Here is a 21,972-nt window from a genome sequence, read left to right as displayed (position 1 = left end):
AGCATCGCATAACTCTGCGAGTAATGATTATAATAGGATTGGCCAGCATTGCCTTTTTTATGAATGCATTGCTTAATAAGGATGTTATTGGTTTTAAGCCGCTTTATGTGTTGTTGCTGTTAACATTCATATTTGCTTTTATTAAAATTATTTTTGAATGGTACCACTATTGGTCTATTAGCATTCCGGTTACGCCACCTGTTACCAAACAATATACAGTTGATGTTTTTACAACATTTTGTGCAGGCGAACCTTATGAGATGATATTAGAAACGCTTAATGCAATACAGGCTATTACTTATCCGCACGAAACTTATTTGTGTGACGAAGCTAATGACCCTTATCTCAGATCGGTATGTGAAAAATTAGGTATACACCACATCACACGCACCGATAAAATTAATGCAAAGGCAGGTAACATTAATAATGCATTACGCCAGTCGTCGGGCGAGCTGTGTTTAATATTAGATCCCGATCATATTCCAGTCCCCGAGTTTTTCGACGCTATTATCTCGCATTTCGATAATCCGGAAATTGGGTATGTACAGATAGTGCAGGCGTATTACAACCAGCATACCAGTTGGATAGCTAAAGGGGCAGCGCAGCAAACATATCAGTTTTATGGTCCAATGATGATGTGCATGAATAGTTATAATACGGTACAGGCTATCGGCGCTAATTGTACTTTTCGCCGCAGCGCACTTGAATCAATTGGAGGATATGCCCCTGGCCTGGCCGAAGACATGCATACTTCCATGCAGTTACAAGCGCGCCAATGGAAGTCGGTTTACGTGCCAAAAATTTTAACACAGGGTTTAGTTCCGGCCACGTTAAGCGCCTATTATAAGCAACAGCTTAAATGGTCGCGAGGTGTTTTCGAACTATTTGTAACTACTTATTTTAAACTTTTTAAAAAATTTACCTGGCGGCAAAAATTACACTACAGCTTACTGCCACTATTTTATTTATCAGGGTTTATATTTCTAATCAATTTCCTGGTTCCAGCAATTTCATTAGTAACCGATCTTTTTCCTTTACAAATGGATTTTTTGGCCTTTGTAGTGGTTAGCACCCCTTTTATAACGTCGGTTATATTAATAAGACATTATGCACAACGCTGGGTTATGAAAAACAATGAAGAGGGTTTTCATGTAATAGGCGGATTATTATTTATAGGTACCTGGTGGATATTTATATTAGGTGTCATTTATACTTTTATACGGAAAGATGTACCATACATTCCAACACCAAAAGAAATAAAAGACGAAAAGAATTTCAAAATCAACCTGCCTAACGTTATTGTTCTCTTAATTTCTATCACAGCTATTATTTATGGTTTGATAAACGACTGGAACCCATATACTATTTTTATGGCGGGGTTTGTCGGCTTAAATTGTTTGTTTATGGTGTTTATGCTTATAGCCAGTTCAGAATTAAAATTCCGGGCAGGGTTAACATATCACTCATATTTGAATCAAACAATTAAACATGTAAAAAATGCTAAAGGCCGTTTTTGGCTGTTCAGAAGGCAGGTTTACGCCATTATTAGACCCGTCAGTTTATTATTGAGTGCATTTGCGCTGTGTTTCACCATATATATATCAACAAAGCCATCCGAAGACCGGGATTTAACAACCTCGTCTTATTTGAACCACTTGAAATGGGGTAAGACAAATGATAAGAAGCCGTTGGTCGGTATGAATCAAAAAGATACAGCAGGTCTTTTTGCTATAGTAGAGGAACACAAAGTATGGGAAAAGGAGGATAAAACGGTTGTGTCCTCAAAAGATAGTTTGAATAGCTACGCCAGCTTAATCCCACAGCCAACTTATACCCTGGCAACAAAAGGGGTTATTTATACAAAAGGAAGTTATTGGTATAAAAATATTCGTCCGCTTACCAAAAAGGATATCATTAGTGATTTTGGCGAAATGAAACTGGCGGGAATAAATGAAGTTAAAATATACGGCCCTAATATTTACGATGGGTCTATTTTTTATGCAGCCGAACAACATAATTTAAATATCAGTTATAGCTTTTGGATACCAGGTCCTGCGGATTTTATACACAATACCGATAATCTTAAATCGCTGAAAAAAAGTATTCTAAAAACAGTTAGAAAAAACAAAAATAACGAGGTTATAACTAACTGGAATTTAGGTAACAGTACGTTGCAGCAATTAACAAATTACTATAGCGCGCCACAGTTATATTATGCACAAAACAATTTCATCAAATGGCTGAAACGAGTGGTAAATGAAATTAAACAGATTGATAGCCACCGAAAAATTACTGTTGATGTTACCGCCTCATCTACCCTTAACCTAACAGCTAATTTACTGCACAAACAAATACCTGCAATTGATGCTTTCGGATTGGTCATTCATGATAGCAAGGCATTTCAAAATATAACAGATAAACTGAATGTCCCTTATTTTTTTAGCAGTTTAGATCCAGCAGTATTAAAGGATGGTGGCACACCGCCAGCAGGCGGCGTGTTTTATGCCCATTGGCAAGATCAGGAGGCTGCGTCCATTGTTACATTTGATGGATTGAAAGATGTATACGGCCGTAATAAGCCATCTTTGAATCAGATTAGCGAAAAATGGCACGGTGCTATCCCTGCTAATAGCCTTCCACCGGTAAAGATACTGAAGCCGGCTTTAACACCGCTGGCCCACAGAGGACTTACTTATAACGCGCTGGTGTACCTTAATAATAAATGGAATTTGGCCTATAATACCAAAACCGAACTAACGTTTGAATGGTATCTTATAAAAACTGATACTTTAGGAAATGGTTTTGCAATGACTTTGTTAGGGACAGGGCCTTTTATTAATGTAACCATGCCGCAAAATATATATACACATAGATTGTACTTGATCGCTGTGCGGGGCAATAATGTAACATCTGATATTTCAACGCTTAATATACCATTAAAATAACAGCGCTTGAGAATATAGGAATAATGTGCATCCCGAGCTACTATCTACCTCTTGGATATCCATAGAGCTTATTTTTCTTTTCTTTGGTGAAATGTCACCTGGCCTGTTTAAGACGGTAGCAATTGCCTCTTCTTCATTCTCCGTGATTTTTAATACTTCATTAGCAATCTCTACCGTTTTGTCGCGAATATATTGGGTTTGGTTTTTGTAAGATGGCGGGTAACCTCATTGTACCAGGGCAGAATTCTCCTTTTTAATTTAACAATTTTATGCATGCTGGTTTATTAAATAAAACTTATTGCAAGCGCTGTTGTGTTAATAGCATGAGAAAGCTTTTTACCATCATTATTCTAATATTTGCATTTGCTTTTATAAGCCAGGCGCAGCAAATAACTGATACCCTGAATATTAAAAAGCACCTGGGCAAAACCGTTACTTTATGTGATTATGTAAGCGGTATAAAAATCGTTGCTGATACACTCACCTTATTAAATATGGGCGGGATATATCCGCATCAAAAATTTACTGTGGCTATAAAAGGGAACCGGATACAATTAGATTGGGCTAATTTGAAAGGAAAACACCTATGCGCAACCGGTGTGCTTATATTGTATAAAAATCAGTTAGAGATTGTAGCGTTAGAGCCTAGGCAGATAGTGGTGAATTAAGCTGCAGATTTGTATTGATGCTGGTAATACCATTCCAGTAAATAAACCCCATCGCTCCAGCTTAGTTTACCATCGGCAACAATCTGGGCAAGCATAATAGAGATGTTATGCAGAAAAGCACCCTGTACTTTTCCGTCTAAACCTTGTAACACTTTAATGGCGCAAATAGCTATTTGTGAGGGGTCTGTTAACTCTGCGCAGCTATCGGCCAGTTTCAATTCTGTTAATATAACTGGCAAATTAGTGCGTAATAACTGTTTTACATTATCGTCCACGTCGCCGGGAATAAGTACGGTCAACACATCTGCCGCCGGTGAATCAACAAATTGCTTAATGTTTTCGGTTACGACGACGCCAATATGTATGGCAGTTTTTAATTCGGCGGGCATACCATCAAACAACGCTTTAATGCTTGCCCAAATTTTGGTTAAAAATGATTTTAAACTCATGTTAATTTTGTTTTTTTAATTGTTCAACTTCAGTTTGTAATATGGCCACTTGCCCTTCCAACACTTTTAACCGGACCTCGTTTACACGGTTCTGGGCTTCCTGCGTTACCTTTACGGCATAGATGTCGCCTTTTAATTGGAAATAGGTGGTCATTACCGATGCCACAATACTTGCTGTGCTTACTACGGTTACTACAAGGTTCTTTACAGTAATGCCCTTTAATTGTTGATGCTCAATGCTTGTCATGGTTTTAAAAATAAAGCGCGCTCGGTAGCGCGGCGTTTTACTAAAGCATCGCATACTATTTTATTACCGGTATGCGGATCGGTGATCTTATTCCATTGCAAAAATTGATTTGCCGCGCCGGCGTAATCGTGCGCATTCAGTTTTTCGAACAAGGTTTTGCCCGAGGCTGTACCGGTGTTGTAAACGAATGATACTAATGCATCGAACTGATTTTGTGTCAACGGAACTTTAACACGCTGGTTAACGGCATCTGCATAAACGCCCAGGGTATTGCGGAACAACGCGTCCGCTTGTGCGTCGCTGGCCAGTTTATCGCTGGGTTTTACAACTTTGCCATCGTGATAACGGGTTGAGCCATAACCAATGGTCCATACGCCCGCGCTGTCGCGGTAGGCAGATAACCTAAGTCCCTCAAAGTTTTTAATGAGGGCTTCACCATAATCACTTAACTGCATCATCACTGATTAATTTTGCGGGTGTAAAGAAATTTTTGACCAGGTAAGCCACTCCGGAAGCAAGTGCAGTCATGCCAATCTGTTTCCAGTTAAAGGTAAACGAACCAGCGCTAAAGCTTACTTCTATAGCCGATATAAAACCACCGGCAATGGCGATAATTAGGCCTTTACCCACATCCTGTAGGTTAAGGCGGTATAGGGGAGAAGTTTTCATTGGAATTATAAGAATGGGGTTTAATATTGACATATTGTCTTTATAGTCAGCTATAGTTAAGCTCGTTATCTAAGGAATAATATACATGTCCGTAAGACAAGGCTAAACTAGTGTAAGCGCTGTAGCAAGATAAGGGATGTTGCCCCCCAATTAGGTGACCCTTTGGCCTCACAAGCTTTTTATACCGGCGATGAATGGGAAACCATACCCAAAAAGCAACTACACTTTTAAACTGTTTTAAAAAGCATCTTCTATCGTTATCTTAATATTGGGTGTTTGGTTGAATATCGTGGTTTGGGGATCGTCGGGCGGGACTGCGTATATGTTTTCGCTACCACTACTTACAGCATCCTTATATATTACAGTATAAGGGCCGTCACCTGAAACAAATACCTTAACGTCAAGCGAATTAAAATTAAATAGGTTATAGGTGTTCTTTTCCCCCGCATCGGCCGTAATCACTCCTGCGCCCGTAGTTGGGTCACTTGATAGCCTTAAATCTACCGTAGCGGAACCGACTGAAGAATTATTTATTAAAATCACTTTAGGCAAAACGACGCCCCCGCTATACATCATTTTCTTTAACATTAGCTTGCTTGTTGAATGTTATAAAGAATTACATCGTCGCTTAAATATTCGCAAAATATGTAGTTATTTTCACCTGGCACATAGTCGCCCGAACCGCTTAGTTTTTTAAATGCAGAGGGATACGAAGGCTCTGCGGAATCATTGTGTATCATTTGACATACCATCCCGAACTTGTCCTGCAGATCGTCCGGGTCAGCAACCTGAACAAAACTAATATCGCCTGTTATTGGTAAGGCTATCGTACCGTATATACTTTCCCTTTGAAAAGAAACGACAGCGCCGGTTTTAGCTTTTGGCAAAACGAAACATCTTTGAGCATATGCGTTATCGTCTCCTTTAGCGCTAAAGTCGGCGTTACCTATAAGATGCGTTTTTATTACAACATCACCGCCAGCCATTATGCGCATTGCTTCAATTAACGTGCCGTCAGTTATCCCATCAGGCGGCATAAATGCTATATATCCTTCGTGATAGCTATTCTTTATAAGTGTTCCCACCACGTTAAATGGTTCAAACGTCCCATAAATTTCAGGACTAACACCGGCCTTTAACCCAAATGCACCCTGCCCAACATTTAAACTTCCCAAAACATTCACATCGCCGCTTTGTAGCACACGCATTGCTACAGCGCCAGCGCCGTTTATCCAGTCAACAAGCGGATACCCTGCATTATCAAAAGAAGTTTTAAAGCTATATCCCCCGTTTGAATTGACAAGACGCGTTTCGGTATGAATACCAGCTTGATCTCCTTTTTGAGCAAATAGTACATTTTCAGGCAGCAACCAATCATTTACCCCAGGTGCATACCCTGTTCCCTCGATGCCAGTAGGCGTAATTAACTGGCCCGATATGGTGATTACATCCCCCGTTTTTATATTGGCCGGAAGCTTTAAAAGCACCCCTAATCTTCCATCAGGACCACGGCCAATTAGTACCTGGCCGCTTTCGGCAATGACGGCATCGCTATTAAGTTTTAATTCAGAAAATTCAGCTAAACCGTTAACGGCTAATTTTTGGCCATTTTTATAAACGGCGGGAGGGGATAACTTATTAATAATTGCGTTTGCTTGTAAGCTATGCCCCCTGTCATTAGGGTGCAAGCTGTCATTCATGTTAACATCACCGCCGCGATCATTTAAATAGTCAAACATGTTTAAATATAGCACCCCTTTAGTAGTTGCGACATTATGGGTAGCTGTAATAAAATCTTGATAAACAGTGTCTACATAGGTAGTTCCGTTATAAATCGTTGTTTTAAGGTACGAGTTTGACAACAATAAAATTTTACTGACAGGCCAACCAGCAGATAAGACTGCGTTAATAAATGTTGTTAAATCTGTTTCGTAATTTCCTGGGTTATAATTTGCACTTGCCGAATAGAAGTCATTTGGCCCAACTTCTACAACTATCCACATATCAGTATCAGCATATACGGGAATTGTGCTTATCCTATCAATAAAGCTTATGTTTGCTGGCAAATTATATGGCGTGCGTTTCTCAACTGAAGAACCCGGCAAGCCAAGGTTAACTTCTGTTAAACCAAGTATTTGAGCCACTAATGAGCTATAGCGAAAAGCGTCTGCTGAAGCACCACCCCCTTCGGTTATTGAAGTTCCAAAAAACACAATGTTGCCAGTAGGCGCTGCGGGTTCTTCTATAACCAATCCAACCTGTAACGATTTTGTTTCCGGATCGAATGTTAATTCATCATCTTGCAGCATACTGCCATCGGTATTCCCGAACACTATTTCATTCGCATCTAAATCGCTGCCGCCATCGCCGCCGCTTTCATTAGCCCACTCAATAGCATAGTCTTCGCTACTTGATTTTTTTAGCACCTGTCCCACCGCACCTCCAACTGGAAGACCCGGACCGACAGGGCCTGTGTCACCTTTCTCGCCGGGAACTCCTTGGGGCCCTGTATCACCCGTGTCGCCTTTGGCGCCGGCCACTCCCTGCGACCCTGTATCCCCCGTATCCCCTTTTTCACCCTGCGGACCAATCAGCGTAGTCCCTGTTCCCCACACGCTAGCGGTTTTTGGGCCGAACAACGTGTAGGTTGAGGTGTTGATATAAAAATCGCCGTTAACGCCATCTGTACTATTTGATGGATTGGTTGCGCCTTGTAATATGGTACGTCCGGCAGCACCGGTATCTCCTTTATCCCCCTTGTCGCCTTTGGCTCCTGCCGGGCCATTTAGCATGGTAAATACAGGGTTCCAGGCGCCGGCTGTTTTTTTGTAGAAGATACCTGTGGCAGTATTAATATAGGTATCGTTATTAAGCCCGGTTGCGCTGGTGGGGACACCTAAACCATAAAGCACAGTGCCATTGTTTTGGGTACTGCCTGATGGTAAGGTATATACCACATTCCAGGTGCCCGATATTTTTTGCGCGAAGCTGCCTGCTGTGGTATTCACAAACACATCGCCGTTTTTACCCGTTGTGTTTTGGGGTAGGGTTGTGCCGAAGCTGATGGCTGCACCGGTGGAAAGATTGCTACTTAAGAACGATAGCAGCGTGGCAAAGCTATACTGGTAGTCGGTATTGTTGTGGACAAGGAGGGAAACATCAGCCGCGTCAATAGAGGCTGCCGATGTTAATTCGCTTAGTTTTTTATCCATAATAAGTTACTTGGTTATAGGTTATACAGGCGACAGACAGTTAAATTCATCGCTGCGGAAAGGTGTACGCTCAGTTTTGTCGACACCACGTATGCGCGGGCCAGCCTGCCGTGCCGATTTGTTTTTAGGGTTATAGCTCCACAGCGGGAAATCGCTTTGATGATCGCGCAGGAAGCGTTCTGCTTCATTGGCGTAGGCGTTGGCTGTACTGCGCTGCTGTTCTACCAGTTTGGTAATGTCGGCAGCAGTTAAGGAGTTGCCACTTTCGCGTTGTTTTATTACCGGACCTGTAGCCGTATAATGCACTGCATCGTCCTCAATAAAGCGGGCAAAGGTAAAGTACACCATCAGCGGCCCAAGGCCCTGGTACAGCACTATATAGCCGCGTTTATCCAGGTATTCTGTGCCATTTATCAGGTCTTTATACGGTTGTGGTGCATCATCTTTCAGAGTGCCATCGTCGTTAAAATGTTTAAGCAGGTCAAAGTATAAGGCATAACCCAAAAATGGTTTCAGGTCAAGTTCCTGTGCCTTACTAATGAACACATTAAGGCGTTCGGGTTTAATATTCAGGCTGATATCTTCAAAGCGCTGAAAAGTGGTTTGGTTAATGATGTTCATATAAGTTATGAGTTTTGAGTAGAGAGCTATGAGTTAGTGATAGGGAGTAATTGTAATAGTGACTCAAACCCCATCACTCAGAACTCATAGCTAATTCGTCATTGCTTCTGCCTCGGCAGGTTTAAAACCGTAGGCATGGATAAGGATAGCGGTTTTGTTGGCTGTAGGCAGGTTAGATAGTAACAGCTGATTAATGCTACTGCCAGCCAGTATGCCTGCGTTATCGTCGGCTACATCGGCAGGGACAGGGATGATGTTCCAGTTACCTGATGGATTGATGCTAGTGTAAAACCTGCCGAAGATCTCGGCAAATGTTTCAGCTATCTCCAGGCGTTCGGGCGCGGTATTGTCATTAAACTCGCGGATGGCTTGTTTCTTTTCGCCACCGTTGCTAAGTCCTGAGGTTTTTTCTGAGTTGATCAGTTCCTTTGGAACAGAGAAGCCTTTGATGATACGCGCCTCGACCGAGCGTTCGGTGCTTTCAAAAAGCTTATCGTTGTTCTGGATAGCATAGGGCTTAAACTCCGGTTTTGATGCTTCATCTTCATACTCAATAACAATGATCTTTTGCGCGCTTTTTGCACCCTGGAAAGTCCCCAGGTCTTTTTCCAATTGACTTGGTACATTGCTATAAGGCTCATCGCCCATATCGGGGCCAGCATTGTCGGCTTCCTCGCGGCGCGATGGCATAAACAGCATGGTTGATGGCAGGAAACCGGTGATCACTTCGCGGTTGTTGAATATCTTGATACCAGCTTCAGTCTCAAAATCTTCCCAAACGCTGTCGGCTTCTATCAGTGGGTAATCATCAACTTCAGGGTTGAAATAAAAGAGCTGGCCTTTGTATTGTTCCCAGCCACCTGCTGCTGATATCTGTTTGGTGATCACTTCCGGGTCGGGATTGTACTTATCCAGGAAAGTGATCTTGCTGCGCATGATGTTTTTCCAAGTTTTGCGGCCCCAGTCAAAATAGATAGCGTACTTGTCAGCGGTTTCGGCGCAATCGGTATCGCCCATACGAATGTCCTCGAACTTTACATAATTAACCGAGGCTATTTTAAAATTGGCATTATAATTTACATGGATGCCAAATCCGCTGAAAAGCGCCTTATCTGATGCGATAGCTTTTAACAATTTAGCCAGTGTTAAGCCTTTGCTGTTAATTACTTGTTTACCCAAATCAGCTTCCTCAAACCCGTTACCGGCAATAAACTTGGCGCGCTTGTTCCAGCAATCCTTTGCCGTAGGCGATGCGCCCACCAGTTCCAGCATACGCTGCGGGTAAGCATTGTCAGCATCATAATTCAGTATACCATAGGTTTGGTTAGGGCGAACTATAATGCGACGTTCAATTTGTGGCAGGTAGGTTTTCATTTGTTTTAGATTTCACAGATTTTGGTATGATTTCACCGATTCGTTTTCTTTTTGCTTTAAGACTTTTCGTCTCCCCCGGTTCCGGACTATCCCTAAACATCGACCGTATATGCGGATACCGTTCCAGGTACCATTTAGCTTCAGCATCGGTCAGGTTATCGTTATTGTGCCGGGCATGTTCGCCGGGAACAAATTGGTGCTTGCCGGGTTTTAGGATGTATTTCTTCATATTTAGCCCTCCTAAATCCTCCCTAAAGGGAGGACTTTGATTAGATGTTTGTAAATCATTTATAAATTCCCCTTTTAGGGGGCGGGGGCTTAATCTACCAGTGCTTCCAAAGCGGCCAGCGTGCTGGCATAGGTCGCCGAGCCTGAATCAGGTGCTATAGATACGGCGCGTGGCGGGTAGGGCTCTTTCAGCTTGTCGGGGTTGGTTAGCTTTAATTTGTAGCCGCCTTCAACACCTTCGTCGGCAGCGTTACGCTCGGCATCGGTCAGGATCAATCCGTTTACCGCGCCAAATAATTCAATGGCTGAATCGCCGGCTTTGTAGTTGTTGATAGTGATGGCACGCACCCTGCCGTAACCCATAGCCATTAGCTGTGCTTTAACTGATGTAGAAAGACCAGCAATGTTGAAGTCAATCTCTTCGGTATAGCGTGGGCCAACCTGGGTTTTAGTTAGTTTTGATGTGCTGTTAAAGCTGTTATTGGTACCGGTAAACTTGTAAACCTTGGCACTGCCAACGGCTGTCAAGCCTGATACGATCAGCGAATTCAAAGCATCATAAGTAAGGGCGATTTCATCTTCGTTAAAGATGTAGATTACGTCTTCAATACCGGATGTTACCGGTTCGGCTGTGCCAAGTGCAAAGCCTGCGTTTATTTTATTGTAAATGGGCATGGGTGTAATTTTAATTATTGATATTGAATTAATGAGTGGATGAGTGATTGATGGAATGAGTGAATGGGACGAAGCGGTATTTTAATTATTCACTCAATCACTCAATCCATCCCTCACTCATTGTCGGCTACGCTGACAGATAGAACAGTTCGTTTGCAAACTTGAAGTTTACCGCTGCTTTCATGCGGGCCTTCATGCGTACCACATTATCGTTGGTATAAGGCTTCATGTAAACGGTTGACAGTTCTGAAGCATCGCCTAACAGATCGACACCCAGGAACAGGTTTGATGAGCGGGCGCCTAAAATAGTGTTGGCCTGCCAGTGGTTCATCAATTGCAAGGGGATACCTAAGTAATCCATTTTCTTTTTATCGGTAAAGGCATTCAGCACATTGGTAGCGTTGTTGGCCTGTGCCTGGGCGTAAGCATAGCCTACATGCAATGGTATTTGCAGGTTAAAATCTTCCTGGCTACGGTCGGCCGGGTCCAGTTGCGAAAACACACCATTTAATACACCCAGCACATTGCTGGCATTTATGTAGCTTACCGTAGCTGCAGTTGATGTGCCGCTGAAGGTTGCCGATTTGCGAGTGTTAATCTCGTTATAGTTGCGCACCAGTTTAAAAGTAGTAGCGCTTAACACCTGGATAAAGTACGATTGTCCCTGTACATCTACACCCGAACCGCCGTTAGTGGTATCTTTGCTGGTACCGGTTACCGCGGTGATGGTTACCACGTCGCCATCCGATAGAGTAGCGGTGCTGCTTACAGTCACTACGCCGGATGCGTTGATAGCAGTTGCCGCCATGCTGGTGGCCGATTTGCTTAAACCAACTTTGTAGACGCCGCTTGCTGCTGCAATAGCCGGTAACAAACCGGTGAAATCAGCAGTAAAAGTGGCTTCTTTGGTGGCTGCTTTGCCAAGCCAGTACAAACGCTCGTTGGCGATCTGAATTTTGGTCAGGTAGCGCTGAACCATAAAGTCGGACAGGTCTACCACACCTTCGTAGTCGCCGAAGGCACCCGGCGCCAGGCTTTGCGATTCCCACGATTGGGCCAGCTTATCCCACTGTTCCACTTCCGTTGTGGAACTCGTAAACCCTGTCGCTGCGGTTAAAGTTCTTCACCATTTGTTGCAGCGCGGGCGAGCTGTTGTATATGCTTGCGGCATCGCGCAGGGCGCCCACTTTCAGGTTGGGTATATCCTGACCTACAACGGTAATTACCTGTTTAGCCTCGCTGCAAGCCAGGCAAAACAGCACCTGCATAATAGCAAACGTTTTGCCTGAATAGGTGCCGCCTTGGTTTACCACCACGTGGGTACCGGCGTTATAGTTTTGTTTAAATAGGGTAGTTGTGTTCATGGGGCATTGGGTCATCAAGTTATTGAGTTATTAGCGGGGAGGTTTACCTCTTCTGAGCGTAATAGCCCACGAAAGAGCAGATTACACCAAACGTTCCGATGGAACGTAATAAATGCTGGTTTACAGTGCTACCAACCAATCGTTCCTAATGGAACACTTCTTATTTTTCATCCCGTAGGGATGTTTGGTGGGTAGTAGAAATAAGAGAAATTGTAACGTTCCATTGGAACGGTTGGTAAATGTATTAGGGGAAAGCTCCGATAGTGCTATGGCACTGCCGTTAATAAGGGCATAAGCCGGTCATTAGAGCATTCATCTGCATATCTGCGCATCCACGCATTTGCACATTATTTGTGCGTTACCTGCGGCCCGGGCTTTCCGCTTATACTGCACAGGCATTAGCCACAAGGCCGGTATCCGCTGCAATCCCTAACGCGGGTTACAGTTTCACATCCTTTTCATTGCGGGCAATGGGTACACCCGTATCTACCATGTTTATGGTAAAGGTTTTAGATGATTGATCGTTATCGACAGGGTGGTCATGTTCGTTCCAGCCCAGGGTTTTCAGCGCGAAGATGGCGCCGGTGGGCGAGGGCTGGTGCAGGCGCTTCTCGTATTCGGCCGCGATTAGCAAACGCGCGCGTTTTAGTTCCGAAGATAATTCGCCTTTTTGTTCGTAAGCCTCAAATTCGGCAAGACTGTCAAACCCCAGGTGCAATGCTAAACCGGTTAAGGTTGGCGGCTCGGGCTGGCGGTCCCACACTTTTTGTTGTTTGGCTTTTCCCCTGGCGGTTGTCGCGGGCAGTTGTTCAAAATGAAAACTTCCTTTAATATACGAAAAATAGGCCGTAGTAAGGTGCCTTAGCTGGCGTGTAGATATGAATTTCATGAAAGCCGAGGTTTTATGCTTAAAATGCCGATTGGCATATATTGTATACAAATGTACAGAAATAAAAATTGAAATGCAAATATTTTTAGCAAAAAATTATTGCACTCTGCAATCTGATGTTGAATAAATCTTATTTAGCATTTAAGGACGCAGGGGACAAACAATTTCCCGCTTCATCTGCTTATCATATCATCAACTTAAAAACAAACTTATGGCATTTGATCAGTACCACGAACCGGCAAACGAACTAAGCGACAAAACCCGCACCTTTGCCCGCATGATAGTTTCCCTGGGCGAAGAAGCCGAGGCCATTAACTGGTACGAGCAGCGTATATCGGTAGAAAAAGATCCGCAGGCTAAAGCAATTATGCAAAACGCCCAGCACGAAGAATTTAAACACTTTGGTATGGACCTTGAATTTCTGCTGCGCCAAAAACCCGTATGGCGCAAAACCCTGCAAGCTATCCTTTTTAAAGAAGGCGACATTGTAGGACTTGGCGAAAAAGGGGAGGAGGCGAGTGAGTAAATGTGCCCACAACCCCTAAAGGGGAGAGCTTTTGTTAAGCCCCGGCTTTATATTCCCCCTTTAGGGGGTTAGGGGGCTGCGCTTTCATTTCCTTCAACTCCATCTCGTAAGCTTTCATGCGGGCGTGCAGTATATCCACCTCGGTGCGCAGCATTTGTATCTCTGTAATTAGTTTAGCCGATTCCTGCTTCAGTATTTGCTTGTTTCCCGTGCCCAGTATAAGCCATTCGGGCGAGTATTTTAGCTGGAAGCATAATTTACGGATCAGGTAATAACTAACGTCCTGCTTTTTATTGATCACCTTACTGATAAAGCCCTGATCGACCCCGATAAGGTTGGCTAAAGCCAGCTGACCGCCATGCTCTTTCACAATTACTTTTAAACGTTTTACTACGCCGTCATCTGCAGGTGCCATGGTATTTACTGTTTTGATACTGCAATGATATAAAATTACCATTAAGTACAGCAAATATTAATGTTTTAGATGCTGCTGTTCCAATTCCTCCAGCGCGGTGTGATAATCATCAACAGATATTACCTTATCCTCGTAATCGGTATGTAATTGTTCAAGCGCTTGTAATGCTGTGGGGTTTTGCGCTAAAGCCTGGTGCAGACTAAGATACTTAAGCTGCGCCGACCGTACTTTAAAAAGCGGCTGCACGTTTTTGTTTTGCTTTAGCATCTTATCTACACCATCATCATGCCTGGGCCTGAAAATGAGTATAAAGATTAATATTACAAAACCGAATATAACAAGCGCAATAATGGCCATTATCAAAGTTAAAACTTGAAGGGATAAAACCTAACAGGAATATTAAAAATATTAAAGGTCTATTTCCAGTTGGTTCACCAGGGCATCCAGCTTGTGGTTGTATTCGTCAATAGTTAGCTGTTTGTTTTTATAAGCCGCTACCATTTTTGCCAGGTTTTCGTTGGCCCGGGTATCGTGCTGTGTGGCTTGTTGTAAACGGGCTACTTTTATCTGGGTGGCTTTTTGCAGCATCAGGGGTACCACATCTACATTTTGCTCCAGCATTTTCTGCGCATCATTTTTATTGCGGATAGCAAAAAACACTACCACCATAATAATTACCGCGCCTATAACCATGGCCATTGTAACAGCGTCCATATTTTTTATTTGTTGTTCATCAGGTTTATAGGTTCAAAAATATAATATTCTGTAGGTACGTAGTAGCGTGTCCCGCATTTGTCCACGTTATCTATTTGAAATTCACCCCGTACGCAATATTGTTTTACTATTGGTTAAACCCTATCTTGCACAGCTATCTTTATGAAAAACACGGTATTAATAATAGGCGCAGGGGCGGCGGGCCTTGCAGCGGCATACGCGTTGGCTAAAAGCGGAAAAAAGGTTGCCGTTTTAGAAGCGCGGGAACGCATAGGGGGGCGCATCAATACCCTTAACCAAACCTCGTTTTTTGATAGGGCTGAATTGGGCGCCGAATTTGTCCACGGCGATTTGCCCGTTACATTTAACTTATTAAAAGATGCCGGCATTGCACCGCAAACCATAGCGCTGCAAATGTGGCGTTACCGCGATGGCAAATTTAAACAGGAAGAAGAACAAGTGGAGGACTGGGACGAGGTAATGCAAAAACTGGCCGCACTAAAAACCGATATGCCCATAGCCCAATTTATGCAGCAAAACTTTGGCGGTGAAAAATATGCGGCGGTTACTAAATCGGTATTGCAGTTTGTAGCAGGGTATGATACCGCCGACCCCGCAAAAGCCAGTGCGTTTGCCCTGCGTAAAGAATGGCAAAACGAAGATGAGGATGCCCAGCACCGCGTACCCGGCGGCTATTGCACGCTGATAAACTACCTGGCCCGTGAATGCAAAAAGCATAGTGGCATAATTAAGTTAGATGCCGCGGTAACTGATGTTTATTGGGACAATAAACAGGTACGCGCCGTTACCATGGATGGCGTGGAATATAAAGCAGAACAACTTATTATAACGCTGCCCCTGGGCGTGCTGCAGTTACCGGAGGAAGCGGAGGGTGCGGTAAAATTTCATCCGCAGGTACCAGAACACACGGAAGCCATAGGCCAGATTGGTTTTGGCGCCATTATTAAGATACTGCTGCAGTTTAACGCGCCCTTTTGGGAAGACGAACAGTATGGCGGTATAAAGGCCCCGGCTTTTTTGTTTACCGAAGAAAAGATACCCACCTGGTGGACACAGGATACCGGCAACGCTTTGCTAACCGGCTGGCTGGGTGGTGGCGGCGCGGCCGAATTAGCGGAAACAACCAATGAGGCCATATGGCAACTGGCCATGCAATCGCTTGCGAATGTTTTTAAACTGGATATGGCCGAGCTAAAGGGCCGGCTGATCACCTGGCGGGTGGCTAACTGGACGGCAGACCCCTTCACCCGCGGATCATACGCTTATGATACCGTAGACAGCGCCCGTGCCCGTAAGGTATTGAACCAACCGGTAGATGATACTATTTTTTTCGCCGGTGAGTATTTGTACGATGGCCCCGCCATGGGCACCGTAGAAGCCGCCCTGGATAGCGGCCTGAAGGTAGCCGATAAACTATAAACATCAAATAATCCCCCAATCTTTAATCTTCAATCTCCAACCTTTAATCTCTAACCTCCCCCCTTTGTAACAATTTCCTATCACCAGCACACTACAGGATACTTACTATTTACCGCCTTTATATATTGGTTGCATATTATACCAATTACCTGATAAATACCTTTTTATGCAAAGCAAATATACCCTGGTACTGGCTGCGGCCATAGTAGCACTATGTGGATTTACCGGGCCTAAGCCCCGCAAAACTTTAGCCCCTGCCGCGCCACCCGTTACGGTGGTTGATGACGGCCCGACCTACACCCTTAGCAATGGCTATCTTACTGTAAAGGTGAACAAGCGCACCGGCGATCTGACATCCGTGAAAACGCCCAAAACCGTTACGCCTAATGTGGAACTGATGGGTTATGTATCAGGCCATCATGCTGGTTATTGGGAGCAAAGCCCGGCGCTGGCCCCACGTGAGGTAGCCAGCATCACCATCGACCCTGCCAAAGTTAACGGCGACCGTGGCGAGGTATCAGTTAAAGGCTATTCCGACGGCCAGTCTATCCTGGGCAGGAACCCTACGGCTGCCGGTCAGGGGGGCGGGTTAATTGCCGACCTGGAGATCCGCTACACGCTGGAACGCGGTGCGCATGGCTTGTATACCTACGCTATTTTCACCCACCAGGATACTTACCCTGCCGGTTCGGTAGGCGAATCCAGGTTTGGGTTTAAGCTATCGGCCTCGGTGTTCGATTGGCTTTCCGTCGACGAGCAGCGCAACGCCCTGATGCCTACTGGTAAGGATTGGGACGAGGGCACCGATCTGAACATGAAGGAATCACGCAGGCTGACTACAGGTATTTACAAAGGCCGCGCCGAACATAAGTACGATTACTCGGCCGATCAATCCAAGATCCCCGCCTTTGGCTGGTCATCAACCAAAGAGAAAGTGGGTTTGTATATCATCAACCCATCGTTCGAATACCTGAGCAGCGGTCCCCTGCACTTCGAGCTGACCGGTCACCTGGACGATGGCGACGGCGGCGACCCCACCCTGCTGGATTACTGGCGCGGCACCCACTACGGCGGCAGCGAACTTAACTTTGCCGCTAACGAACCCTGGACAAAAGTGGTTGGCCCCATATTTATTTACGTGCCAACCGGTAACGACCCAAAGACTTTATTTACCGATGCCAAACAAAAAGCCAAAACCGAACAGACCCGCTGGCCCTACAGCTTTGTGCAGGGGGTAGATTACCCGCTGGCCAACCAGCGCGCTACCGTGAAAGGCAAAATGAAACTAATTGACCCGCAACTGGCCATGCCCAAATTTAGCAACCTGCTGGTGGGTTTAAGCTACCCGGATGGGCCGCCTGTGCCAAGTCGGCCACGGCTAACTGCAGACAATTTGGTTCCGATAACCACCGGGGTGGTAGTTCAAACGCCGCCAAAGCGTGATTACACCAATTATGTGCGCGATACGGTTGGGCGCACTATACGTATCCCCCGCCCGGTCGATCCGGTAAATAATGCTGTGCGTATAGATGAACCTGCTCCCGCCCCGCGCGATACGTCGGTTAAACTACTGCCCAACGGCAAACGCGCTAACCGCGGCACCTATTTGCCGCCGCGCCAGCAAGGCGCCCGTCCGGCCTTTAACTTTCCGCGGCAGCAGCTTACCTGGCAAAACGATGCCAAACACTACGAATTTTGGACCAACGCCAATGCCGACGGCAGCTTTACCCTCGCTAACGTACGCCCAGGAACTTACCAGCTGCATGCCATTGCCGATGGCGTTTTAGGGGCTTACGATGCTACGGCCAGCGTCACCATCACGCCCGGCCAAAAGCTTGATCTGGGTACTATAGAATGGCGCCCGGTGCACTACGGCCAGCAGATATTCCAGGTGGGCACGCCCAACCGCTCGGCTAAGGAGTTTTACAAGGGCGACGACCACTGGCACTGGGGCATGTATATTGAATATGCCAAATACTTCCCTAACGATGTGAACTTTACCGTAGGCAAAAGCAACCCGGCTAAAGACTGGTACATATACCACGTACCGCACGATATAGATAACAAGCCCGATGGCCGCGATCAGGGCCGTGCCACGCCGTGGACCATCAACTTCACCATGCCGGCCGGTGCGCCGACAAGTGGCAAGGCCACCCTGCGCTTCGGTATCTCTGGCTCGAGCGCGCGCCAGCTGGATATTGCCGTTAACGGTAAAGATGTTGGCCCCTTCACCGATATTGGCGGCGGTGGCGCCAGCATGATCCGCGATGGGATAGAAGGCACCTGGGTAGAGCGCGACTTCACCTTCGACGCCGCCCTGCTGAAACCCGGCCAAAACCAAATTGTATTAACCATTCCCGCAGGCGGCGTAGCCAACGGGATATGTTATGATGTGATACGGTTGGAAGTGCAGTAGGATTTTTTAGTCCATAGCCGATAGTCCATAGACCATAGTAACTACAGTTTTGCTATGATCAACGACAGGCTATGGACAACTTCCCGTCTCACCTTCTACCATGGACTATTGACTATGGACTAACCATACACCACGTCATAGTGAGCGCCAGCGAACTATCCCCGTTATGCAAAGCCACCACGCTTCCCTCTTGAGAGGGGTCAGGGGCATGTCCTTTCTACGGATAAGGGCGTTACCTGCGGCCCGCGCTTTCCACTCATACTGCACAGGCCTTAGCCACAATGGCCGGTATCCGTTGCAATCGCTAACGCGGGGTAGAAGCACATAAGGCATGCGTGCGCCGGCATTGGGGTAAGGCGGCGGTGATTAGCTTACCTATTGTTTAACGTATACGTTACAGGCAATTCTACCAGGCAGCGTACGGGTTGATCATTATTTCGGGCAGGCTTCCAGGCTGGCAAAAGTTTCATAACCCGCATGGATTCTTCATCAAGCTCCTTGCTTACGCTTTTCGTCACCGCGAAGTTTGACAGTTTGCCATCCTTTTCAACAATAAAGGATATCTGTACCCGGCCTTGTGTATTACGCTCGCGGGCAACAGCCGGGTAACGGACAGTGTGGGCTAAAAAACTGCCCAAACGATCCATGCCCCCAACATATTGCGGCTTAACACTTACCTCCTTGTCGGTATAAACGGTGGTATCGGTTAGCGCGGCAGTACTGGTTTGCGCCTTTACACTTAACGTAAAAATTGCCAGCAGAATGGCTAAAAAAGGTTTCATGGTTGAATAAATTTTCGCCTAATTTAAACTTTAATTCTATTGTTTGCACAATTGAAGTGGTGCTGTTGATTTATGTTATGACCATAAGCGGGGACGCATGCGGTAGCGGGGGATTGTAGCACTAGTTTAGAGGAACTGACACATCTGCGCCACCATATCTCTGTGCCTATATTCTATATTTGATAGGTCTTAAATTAAGTAAGACATATTCAAATGTGCACAAGAGGAGCATAAGAACAGTATTAACAATGATGAGTGTCTAACGCATACTAAATGACAACAAGTCAAGTGATCAAAGCAATAAAGAAAATGGTATAAACCTTATTGCAGTTATAACAAAATTGCAGTACATTTAATCAAACTTAAACCGCATGAAACTAAAACAACTAGTAATCCATAAATACAAATGCATCGAAACCGAACAGCAATTCGACATTGAAGATGACATAACGATTCTCGTTGGGATGAACGAGTCAGGCAAGACTTCTGTATTAGAGGCGCTTGCTAAATCTAACTATTTTGTGGATGATAAAAAATTCAAGTTTACCCCTACTCATGATTACCCTCGCAAAGAGAAAAAAAGCCTTGATAAAAGTGGGGACGATCCTAAAGCCATAACGGCTACATATAGTATCTCTGAAGATATACTGAAGGCTATTAGTGCAGATGTTGGTGATGGTATATTTACCCAAAAGTCATTAATTATTAATTATAAGTTTTCAAATAGCCGTACTTATAATAATATCTCGTGTGATAGCAAAAAATTTATTGAAAATAAAACATCATCATTAGGTATATCAAGTAAAACCCTAAATGACAAACTTTATTTGGTAAAAAATACAAAAAATTTAGAGGCGTTAATCGCTGAATATAAAGACGAAAATCTCACAAAAGGCATAGCTACGTTAAAAAAATATTTCGAAAACAAATGGAATTGGGCACAAGACCCAATTGGTGAATATATATCCAGAGTTCATCTTTCTAAAAACCTTCCGAAGTTTTTATATTATGATGAATATTACGCTTTACCTTCTCGAATTAGCATTGAAAATCTCCAAAATGATGAGTTAGATGATGAAGAATTGAAAACAGCTAAAGCTTTATTTGATTTAGCAGATATTAATGTTAATGAATTAATAAACTCCGACAACTATGAAGATTTTAAAGCTGAACTAGAAGCAACTCAGGCAACAATAACTAATGAACTGTTCAAATATTGGGGATCAAATAATAACCTCGAAATTATTTTTGATATAGATAAACGAGAACAAGAAGTTGAAAGAACTACTAGGAATGCGTATGGACAAACCGAAACAATAAAAGATGTTAAGGTAGTAGAACATATACTTGATATAAGAGTTAAAAATAGACGATCAGGTGTATCGTTACCTCTCAAAAACAGGAGTAAGGGCTTCAACTGGTTTTTTTCATTTTTAGTTTGGTTTAAGAAAATACAAGAAGATAATTCTAACAACTACATTTTACTATTGGATGAACCTGGTTTAAATTTACATGCTTCAGCCCAAAATAATTTACTTAGGTTTTTAAAAGATTTATCTGAGAACTATCAGATAATATATACTACCCACTCTCCATTTATGATTGAATCTCATAATTTGGAAAAGGTAAGAACTGTTTTAGAAACTGAAAAAGGTTCAATTATATCTAATAGTATTCAAGAAAAAGATCCTAATACATTATTTCCACTACAAGCTGCACTTGGTTATGATATCGCTCAAAACTTGTTTATTTCTAAGCACAACTTACTAGTAGAGGGCGCTAGCGATTTACTTTATTTGCAAGTAATGTCCTCCCTATTACAATCATTAGGCAGAACCGGGCTAAATGAAAAGATTACCATTGTTCCGACTGGCGGATTAGACAAGGTATCAACGTTTATATCTTTATTAAGAGGGAGTGATTTGTCTATTGTTTGTCTATTGGATACATTTAAAGATGCTAAAGGCAAATCAAAGCTTGATGATTTGGTTGAACACCGAATAATTAACAAAAAAAAGATACGATTTTTTGATGAATTTTTAGAAGATTACACTAGTGCTGATATTGAAGATTTGTTTGAGAAAAATGATTATTTGAAATTCTATAACGAAGCATTCTCAAGTGCTATAACTATAGATCAGCTAAACGACAAGATAAAACCTATCCTTGTTCAGATAAGTAAATTTCTCAACATAACGACCTTTAATCATTATAGGCCTGCTAATAAATTGGCATCTAAGGGTGTAGATGAAAAATTCTTTAGCAGCGTGACATTAAAGAATTTCGAAAAAGTATTTACTGAAATCAATGATCTTTTTAATGAAAAATGAATTAAGAC

At 43.9% G+C, this 21,972-nt stretch carries 23 protein-coding genes; 6 read left to right on the top strand and 17 right to left on the bottom strand.

What is annotated here, in order from left to right:
• Nucleotides 1-23 precede the first annotated feature (23 nt).
• Together IRJ18_RS15595 and IRJ18_RS15590 are read left to right on the top strand one after the other, a co-directional pair.
• Nucleotides 24-2,945 carry a glycosyltransferase family 2 protein gene (locus IRJ18_RS15595; protein ID WP_228072892.1) on the top strand — a complete coding sequence of 974 codons (2,922 nt, stop codon included), beginning with the start codon at nt 24-26 and terminating at the stop codon, nt 2,943-2,945.
• Between the two features lie 323 nt (nt 2,946-3,268).
• The gene (locus tag IRJ18_RS15590) at nt 3,269-3,613 is read left to right on the top strand and encodes a hypothetical protein (protein ID WP_194107239.1); all 345 of its coding nucleotides are present in this window, start codon (nt 3,269-3,271) and stop codon (nt 3,611-3,613) included.
• On the opposite strand, the gene IRJ18_RS15585 is transcribed toward IRJ18_RS15590, so the two are convergent.
• The 13 genes from IRJ18_RS15585 to IRJ18_RS15525 all read right to left on the bottom strand — a co-directional run bounded on the left by IRJ18_RS15585 (nt 3,610) and on the right by IRJ18_RS15525 (nt 13,341).
• Nucleotides 3,610-4,062 (bottom strand): hypothetical protein, encoded by a 453-nt coding sequence (locus tag IRJ18_RS15585; protein WP_194107238.1) that lies wholly within the window; start codon nt 4,060-4,062, stop codon nt 3,610-3,612. The genes IRJ18_RS15590 and IRJ18_RS15585 overlap by 4 nt on opposite strands.
• 1 nt (nt 4,063) lies before the next feature.
• Complete coding sequence (locus IRJ18_RS15580; protein WP_194107237.1) at nt 4,064-4,309, bottom strand: hypothetical protein; 246 nt, start codon at nt 4,307-4,309, stop codon at nt 4,064-4,066.
• Complete coding sequence (locus IRJ18_RS15575; protein WP_228072890.1) at nt 4,306-4,767, bottom strand: lysozyme; 462 nt, start codon at nt 4,765-4,767, stop codon at nt 4,306-4,308. Before IRJ18_RS15575 ends, IRJ18_RS15580 begins: the two co-directional genes overlap by 4 nt.
• On the bottom strand, nt 4,751-4,978 hold the full coding sequence (locus IRJ18_RS15570) for a hypothetical protein (protein WP_194107236.1): 228 nt from the start codon (nt 4,976-4,978) through the stop codon (nt 4,751-4,753). Before IRJ18_RS15570 ends, IRJ18_RS15575 begins: the two co-directional genes overlap by 17 nt.
• 237 nt (nt 4,979-5,215) lie before the next feature.
• Entirely contained in the window at nt 5,216-5,566 is a 351-nt protein-coding gene (locus IRJ18_RS15565) for a hypothetical protein (RefSeq protein WP_194107235.1), read from the bottom strand.
• A complete protein-coding gene (locus tag IRJ18_RS15560; RefSeq protein WP_194107234.1) occupies nt 5,566-8,190 on the bottom strand; it encodes an SGNH/GDSL hydrolase family protein in 2,625 nt (874 codons plus the stop codon). The genes IRJ18_RS15565 and IRJ18_RS15560 overlap by 1 nt, the downstream gene beginning before the upstream one ends.
• A gap of 21 nt (nt 8,191-8,211) precedes the next feature.
• Nucleotides 8,212-8,811, bottom strand: a complete 600-nt coding sequence (locus IRJ18_RS15555; RefSeq protein ID WP_194107233.1) for a DUF6712 family protein — start codon at nt 8,809-8,811, stop codon at nt 8,212-8,214.
• Nucleotides 8,812-8,901: 90 nt separating this feature from the next.
• Nucleotides 8,902-10,185, bottom strand: coding sequence for a hypothetical protein (locus tag IRJ18_RS15550; RefSeq protein ID WP_194107232.1), 1,284 nt, complete (start codon nt 10,183-10,185; stop codon nt 8,902-8,904).
• A complete protein-coding gene (locus tag IRJ18_RS15545; RefSeq protein ID WP_194107231.1) occupies nt 10,160-10,414 on the bottom strand; it encodes a hypothetical protein in 255 nt (84 codons plus the stop codon). Before IRJ18_RS15545 ends, IRJ18_RS15550 begins: the two co-directional genes overlap by 26 nt.
• An 89-nt stretch (nt 10,415-10,503) precedes the next feature.
• Entirely contained in the window at nt 10,504-11,088 is a 585-nt protein-coding gene (locus tag IRJ18_RS15540) for a hypothetical protein (protein ID WP_194107230.1), read from the bottom strand.
• 127 nt (nt 11,089-11,215) lie between these two features.
• Nucleotides 11,216-12,166, bottom strand: a complete 951-nt coding sequence (locus IRJ18_RS15535; RefSeq protein WP_194107229.1) for a hypothetical protein — start codon at nt 12,164-12,166, stop codon at nt 11,216-11,218.
• Complete coding sequence (locus IRJ18_RS15530; RefSeq protein WP_194107228.1) at nt 12,150-12,452, bottom strand: hypothetical protein; 303 nt, start codon at nt 12,450-12,452, stop codon at nt 12,150-12,152. The genes IRJ18_RS15535 and IRJ18_RS15530 overlap by 17 nt, the downstream gene beginning before the upstream one ends.
• Before the next feature lie 439 nt (nt 12,453-12,891).
• Nucleotides 12,892-13,341: a terminase small subunit gene (locus IRJ18_RS15525; protein WP_194107227.1), complete on the bottom strand. Its 450-nt coding sequence runs from the start codon at nt 13,339-13,341 to the stop codon at nt 12,892-12,894.
• 211 nt (nt 13,342-13,552) lie between these two features.
• On the opposite strand from IRJ18_RS15525, the gene IRJ18_RS15520 reads away from it, so the two are divergent.
• A complete protein-coding gene (locus tag IRJ18_RS15520; RefSeq protein ID WP_194107226.1) occupies nt 13,553-13,867 on the top strand; it encodes a ferritin family protein in 315 nt (104 codons plus the stop codon).
• Between the two features lie 34 nt (nt 13,868-13,901).
• Here the strand turns inward: IRJ18_RS15520 and IRJ18_RS15515 are convergent, their stop codons facing one another.
• The 3 genes from IRJ18_RS15515 to IRJ18_RS15505 are packed head-to-tail and all read right to left on the bottom strand — an operon-like array spanning nt 13,902 to nt 14,996.
• Nucleotides 13,902-14,282, bottom strand: a complete 381-nt coding sequence (locus IRJ18_RS15515; protein WP_194107225.1) for a helix-turn-helix domain-containing protein — start codon at nt 14,280-14,282, stop codon at nt 13,902-13,904.
• Between the two features lie 57 nt (nt 14,283-14,339).
• Nucleotides 14,340-14,639 (bottom strand): hypothetical protein, encoded by a 300-nt coding sequence (locus IRJ18_RS15510; RefSeq protein WP_194107224.1) that lies wholly within the window; start codon nt 14,637-14,639, stop codon nt 14,340-14,342.
• Nucleotides 14,640-14,690: 51 nt separating this feature from the next.
• Nucleotides 14,691-14,996 (bottom strand): hypothetical protein, encoded by a 306-nt coding sequence (locus IRJ18_RS15505; protein WP_194107223.1) that lies wholly within the window; start codon nt 14,994-14,996, stop codon nt 14,691-14,693.
• 162 nt (nt 14,997-15,158) lie between these two features.
• On the opposite strand from IRJ18_RS15505, the gene IRJ18_RS15500 reads away from it, so the two are divergent.
• The gene (locus IRJ18_RS15500; RefSeq protein WP_194107222.1) at nt 15,159-16,436 is read left to right on the top strand and encodes a flavin monoamine oxidase family protein; all 1,278 of its coding nucleotides are present in this window, start codon (nt 15,159-15,161) and stop codon (nt 16,434-16,436) included.
• 166 nt (nt 16,437-16,602) lie between these two features.
• Nucleotides 16,603-18,852, top strand: a complete 2,250-nt coding sequence (locus tag IRJ18_RS15495; RefSeq protein ID WP_194107221.1) for a polysaccharide lyase family protein — start codon at nt 16,603-16,605, stop codon at nt 18,850-18,852.
• 371 nt (nt 18,853-19,223) lie between these two features.
• Here IRJ18_RS15495 and IRJ18_RS15490 read toward each other — a convergent pair whose 3' ends face one another.
• Nucleotides 19,224-19,634, bottom strand: a complete 411-nt coding sequence (locus IRJ18_RS15490; RefSeq protein WP_194107220.1) for an energy transducer TonB — start codon at nt 19,632-19,634, stop codon at nt 19,224-19,226.
• Between the two features lie 371 nt (nt 19,635-20,005).
• Here IRJ18_RS15490 and IRJ18_RS15485 point away from each other — a divergent pair, with 371 nt between their 5' ends.
• Nucleotides 20,006-21,964 (top strand): AAA family ATPase, encoded by a 1,959-nt coding sequence (locus IRJ18_RS15485; protein ID WP_194107219.1) that lies wholly within the window; start codon nt 20,006-20,008, stop codon nt 21,962-21,964.
• Nucleotides 21,965-21,972: the final 8 nt, after the last annotated feature.

The sequence above is a fragment of the Mucilaginibacter boryungensis genome, assembly GCF_015221995.1.
In the GTDB taxonomy this organism is placed as follows: domain Bacteria; phylum Bacteroidota; class Bacteroidia; order Sphingobacteriales; family Sphingobacteriaceae; genus Mucilaginibacter; species Mucilaginibacter boryungensis.
Note: the sequence above shows the minus strand (reverse complement) of the source record. Positions and strands in the feature narration are given on the sequence as shown.

Excerpts from the sequence above, each read along its gene's own strand:
- IRJ18_RS15595 (WP_228072892.1), top strand. The coding sequence starts at position 24 with ATGATTATAATAGGATTGGCCAGCATTGCCTTTTTTATGAATGCATTG.
- IRJ18_RS15590 (WP_194107239.1), top strand. The coding sequence starts at position 3,269 with ATGAGAAAGCTTTTTACCATCATTATTCTAATATTTGCATTTGCTTTT.
- IRJ18_RS15585 (WP_194107238.1), bottom strand. The coding sequence starts at position 4,062 with ATGAGTTTAAAATCATTTTTAACCAAAATTTGGGCAAGCATTAAAGCG.
- IRJ18_RS15580 (WP_194107237.1), bottom strand. The coding sequence starts at position 4,309 with ATGACAAGCATTGAGCATCAACAATTAAAGGGCATTACTGTAAAGAAC.
- IRJ18_RS15575 (WP_228072890.1), bottom strand. The coding sequence starts at position 4,767 with ATGATGCAGTTAAGTGATTATGGTGAAGCCCTCATTAAAAACTTTGAG.
- IRJ18_RS15570 (WP_194107236.1), bottom strand. The coding sequence starts at position 4,978 with ATGAAAACTTCTCCCCTATACCGCCTTAACCTACAGGATGTGGGTAAA.
- IRJ18_RS15565 (WP_194107235.1), bottom strand. The coding sequence starts at position 5,566 with ATGTTAAAGAAAATGATGTATAGCGGGGGCGTCGTTTTGCCTAAAGTG.
- IRJ18_RS15560 (WP_194107234.1), bottom strand. The coding sequence starts at position 8,190 with ATGGATAAAAAACTAAGCGAATTAACATCGGCAGCCTCTATTGACGCG.
- IRJ18_RS15555 (WP_194107233.1), bottom strand. The coding sequence starts at position 8,811 with ATGAACATCATTAACCAAACCACTTTTCAGCGCTTTGAAGATATCAGC.
- IRJ18_RS15550 (WP_194107232.1), bottom strand. The coding sequence starts at position 10,185 with ATGAAAACCTACCTGCCACAAATTGAACGTCGCATTATAGTTCGCCCT.
- IRJ18_RS15545 (WP_194107231.1), bottom strand. The coding sequence starts at position 10,414 with ATGAAGAAATACATCCTAAAACCCGGCAAGCACCAATTTGTTCCCGGC.
- IRJ18_RS15540 (WP_194107230.1), bottom strand. The coding sequence starts at position 11,088 with ATGCCCATTTACAATAAAATAAACGCAGGCTTTGCACTTGGCACAGCC.
- IRJ18_RS15530 (WP_194107228.1), bottom strand. The coding sequence starts at position 12,452 with ATGAACACAACTACCCTATTTAAACAAAACTATAACGCCGGTACCCAC.
- IRJ18_RS15525 (WP_194107227.1), bottom strand. The coding sequence starts at position 13,341 with ATGAAATTCATATCTACACGCCAGCTAAGGCACCTTACTACGGCCTAT.
- IRJ18_RS15520 (WP_194107226.1), top strand. The coding sequence starts at position 13,553 with ATGGCATTTGATCAGTACCACGAACCGGCAAACGAACTAAGCGACAAA.
- IRJ18_RS15515 (WP_194107225.1), bottom strand. The coding sequence starts at position 14,282 with ATGGCACCTGCAGATGACGGCGTAGTAAAACGTTTAAAAGTAATTGTG.
- IRJ18_RS15510 (WP_194107224.1), bottom strand. The coding sequence starts at position 14,639 with ATGGCCATTATTGCGCTTGTTATATTCGGTTTTGTAATATTAATCTTT.
- IRJ18_RS15505 (WP_194107223.1), bottom strand. The coding sequence starts at position 14,996 with ATGGACGCTGTTACAATGGCCATGGTTATAGGCGCGGTAATTATTATG.
- IRJ18_RS15500 (WP_194107222.1), top strand. The coding sequence starts at position 15,159 with ATGAAAAACACGGTATTAATAATAGGCGCAGGGGCGGCGGGCCTTGCA.
- IRJ18_RS15495 (WP_194107221.1), top strand. The coding sequence starts at position 16,603 with ATGCAAAGCAAATATACCCTGGTACTGGCTGCGGCCATAGTAGCACTA.
- IRJ18_RS15490 (WP_194107220.1), bottom strand. The coding sequence starts at position 19,634 with ATGAAACCTTTTTTAGCCATTCTGCTGGCAATTTTTACGTTAAGTGTA.
- IRJ18_RS15485 (WP_194107219.1), top strand. The coding sequence starts at position 20,006 with ATGAAACTAAAACAACTAGTAATCCATAAATACAAATGCATCGAAACC.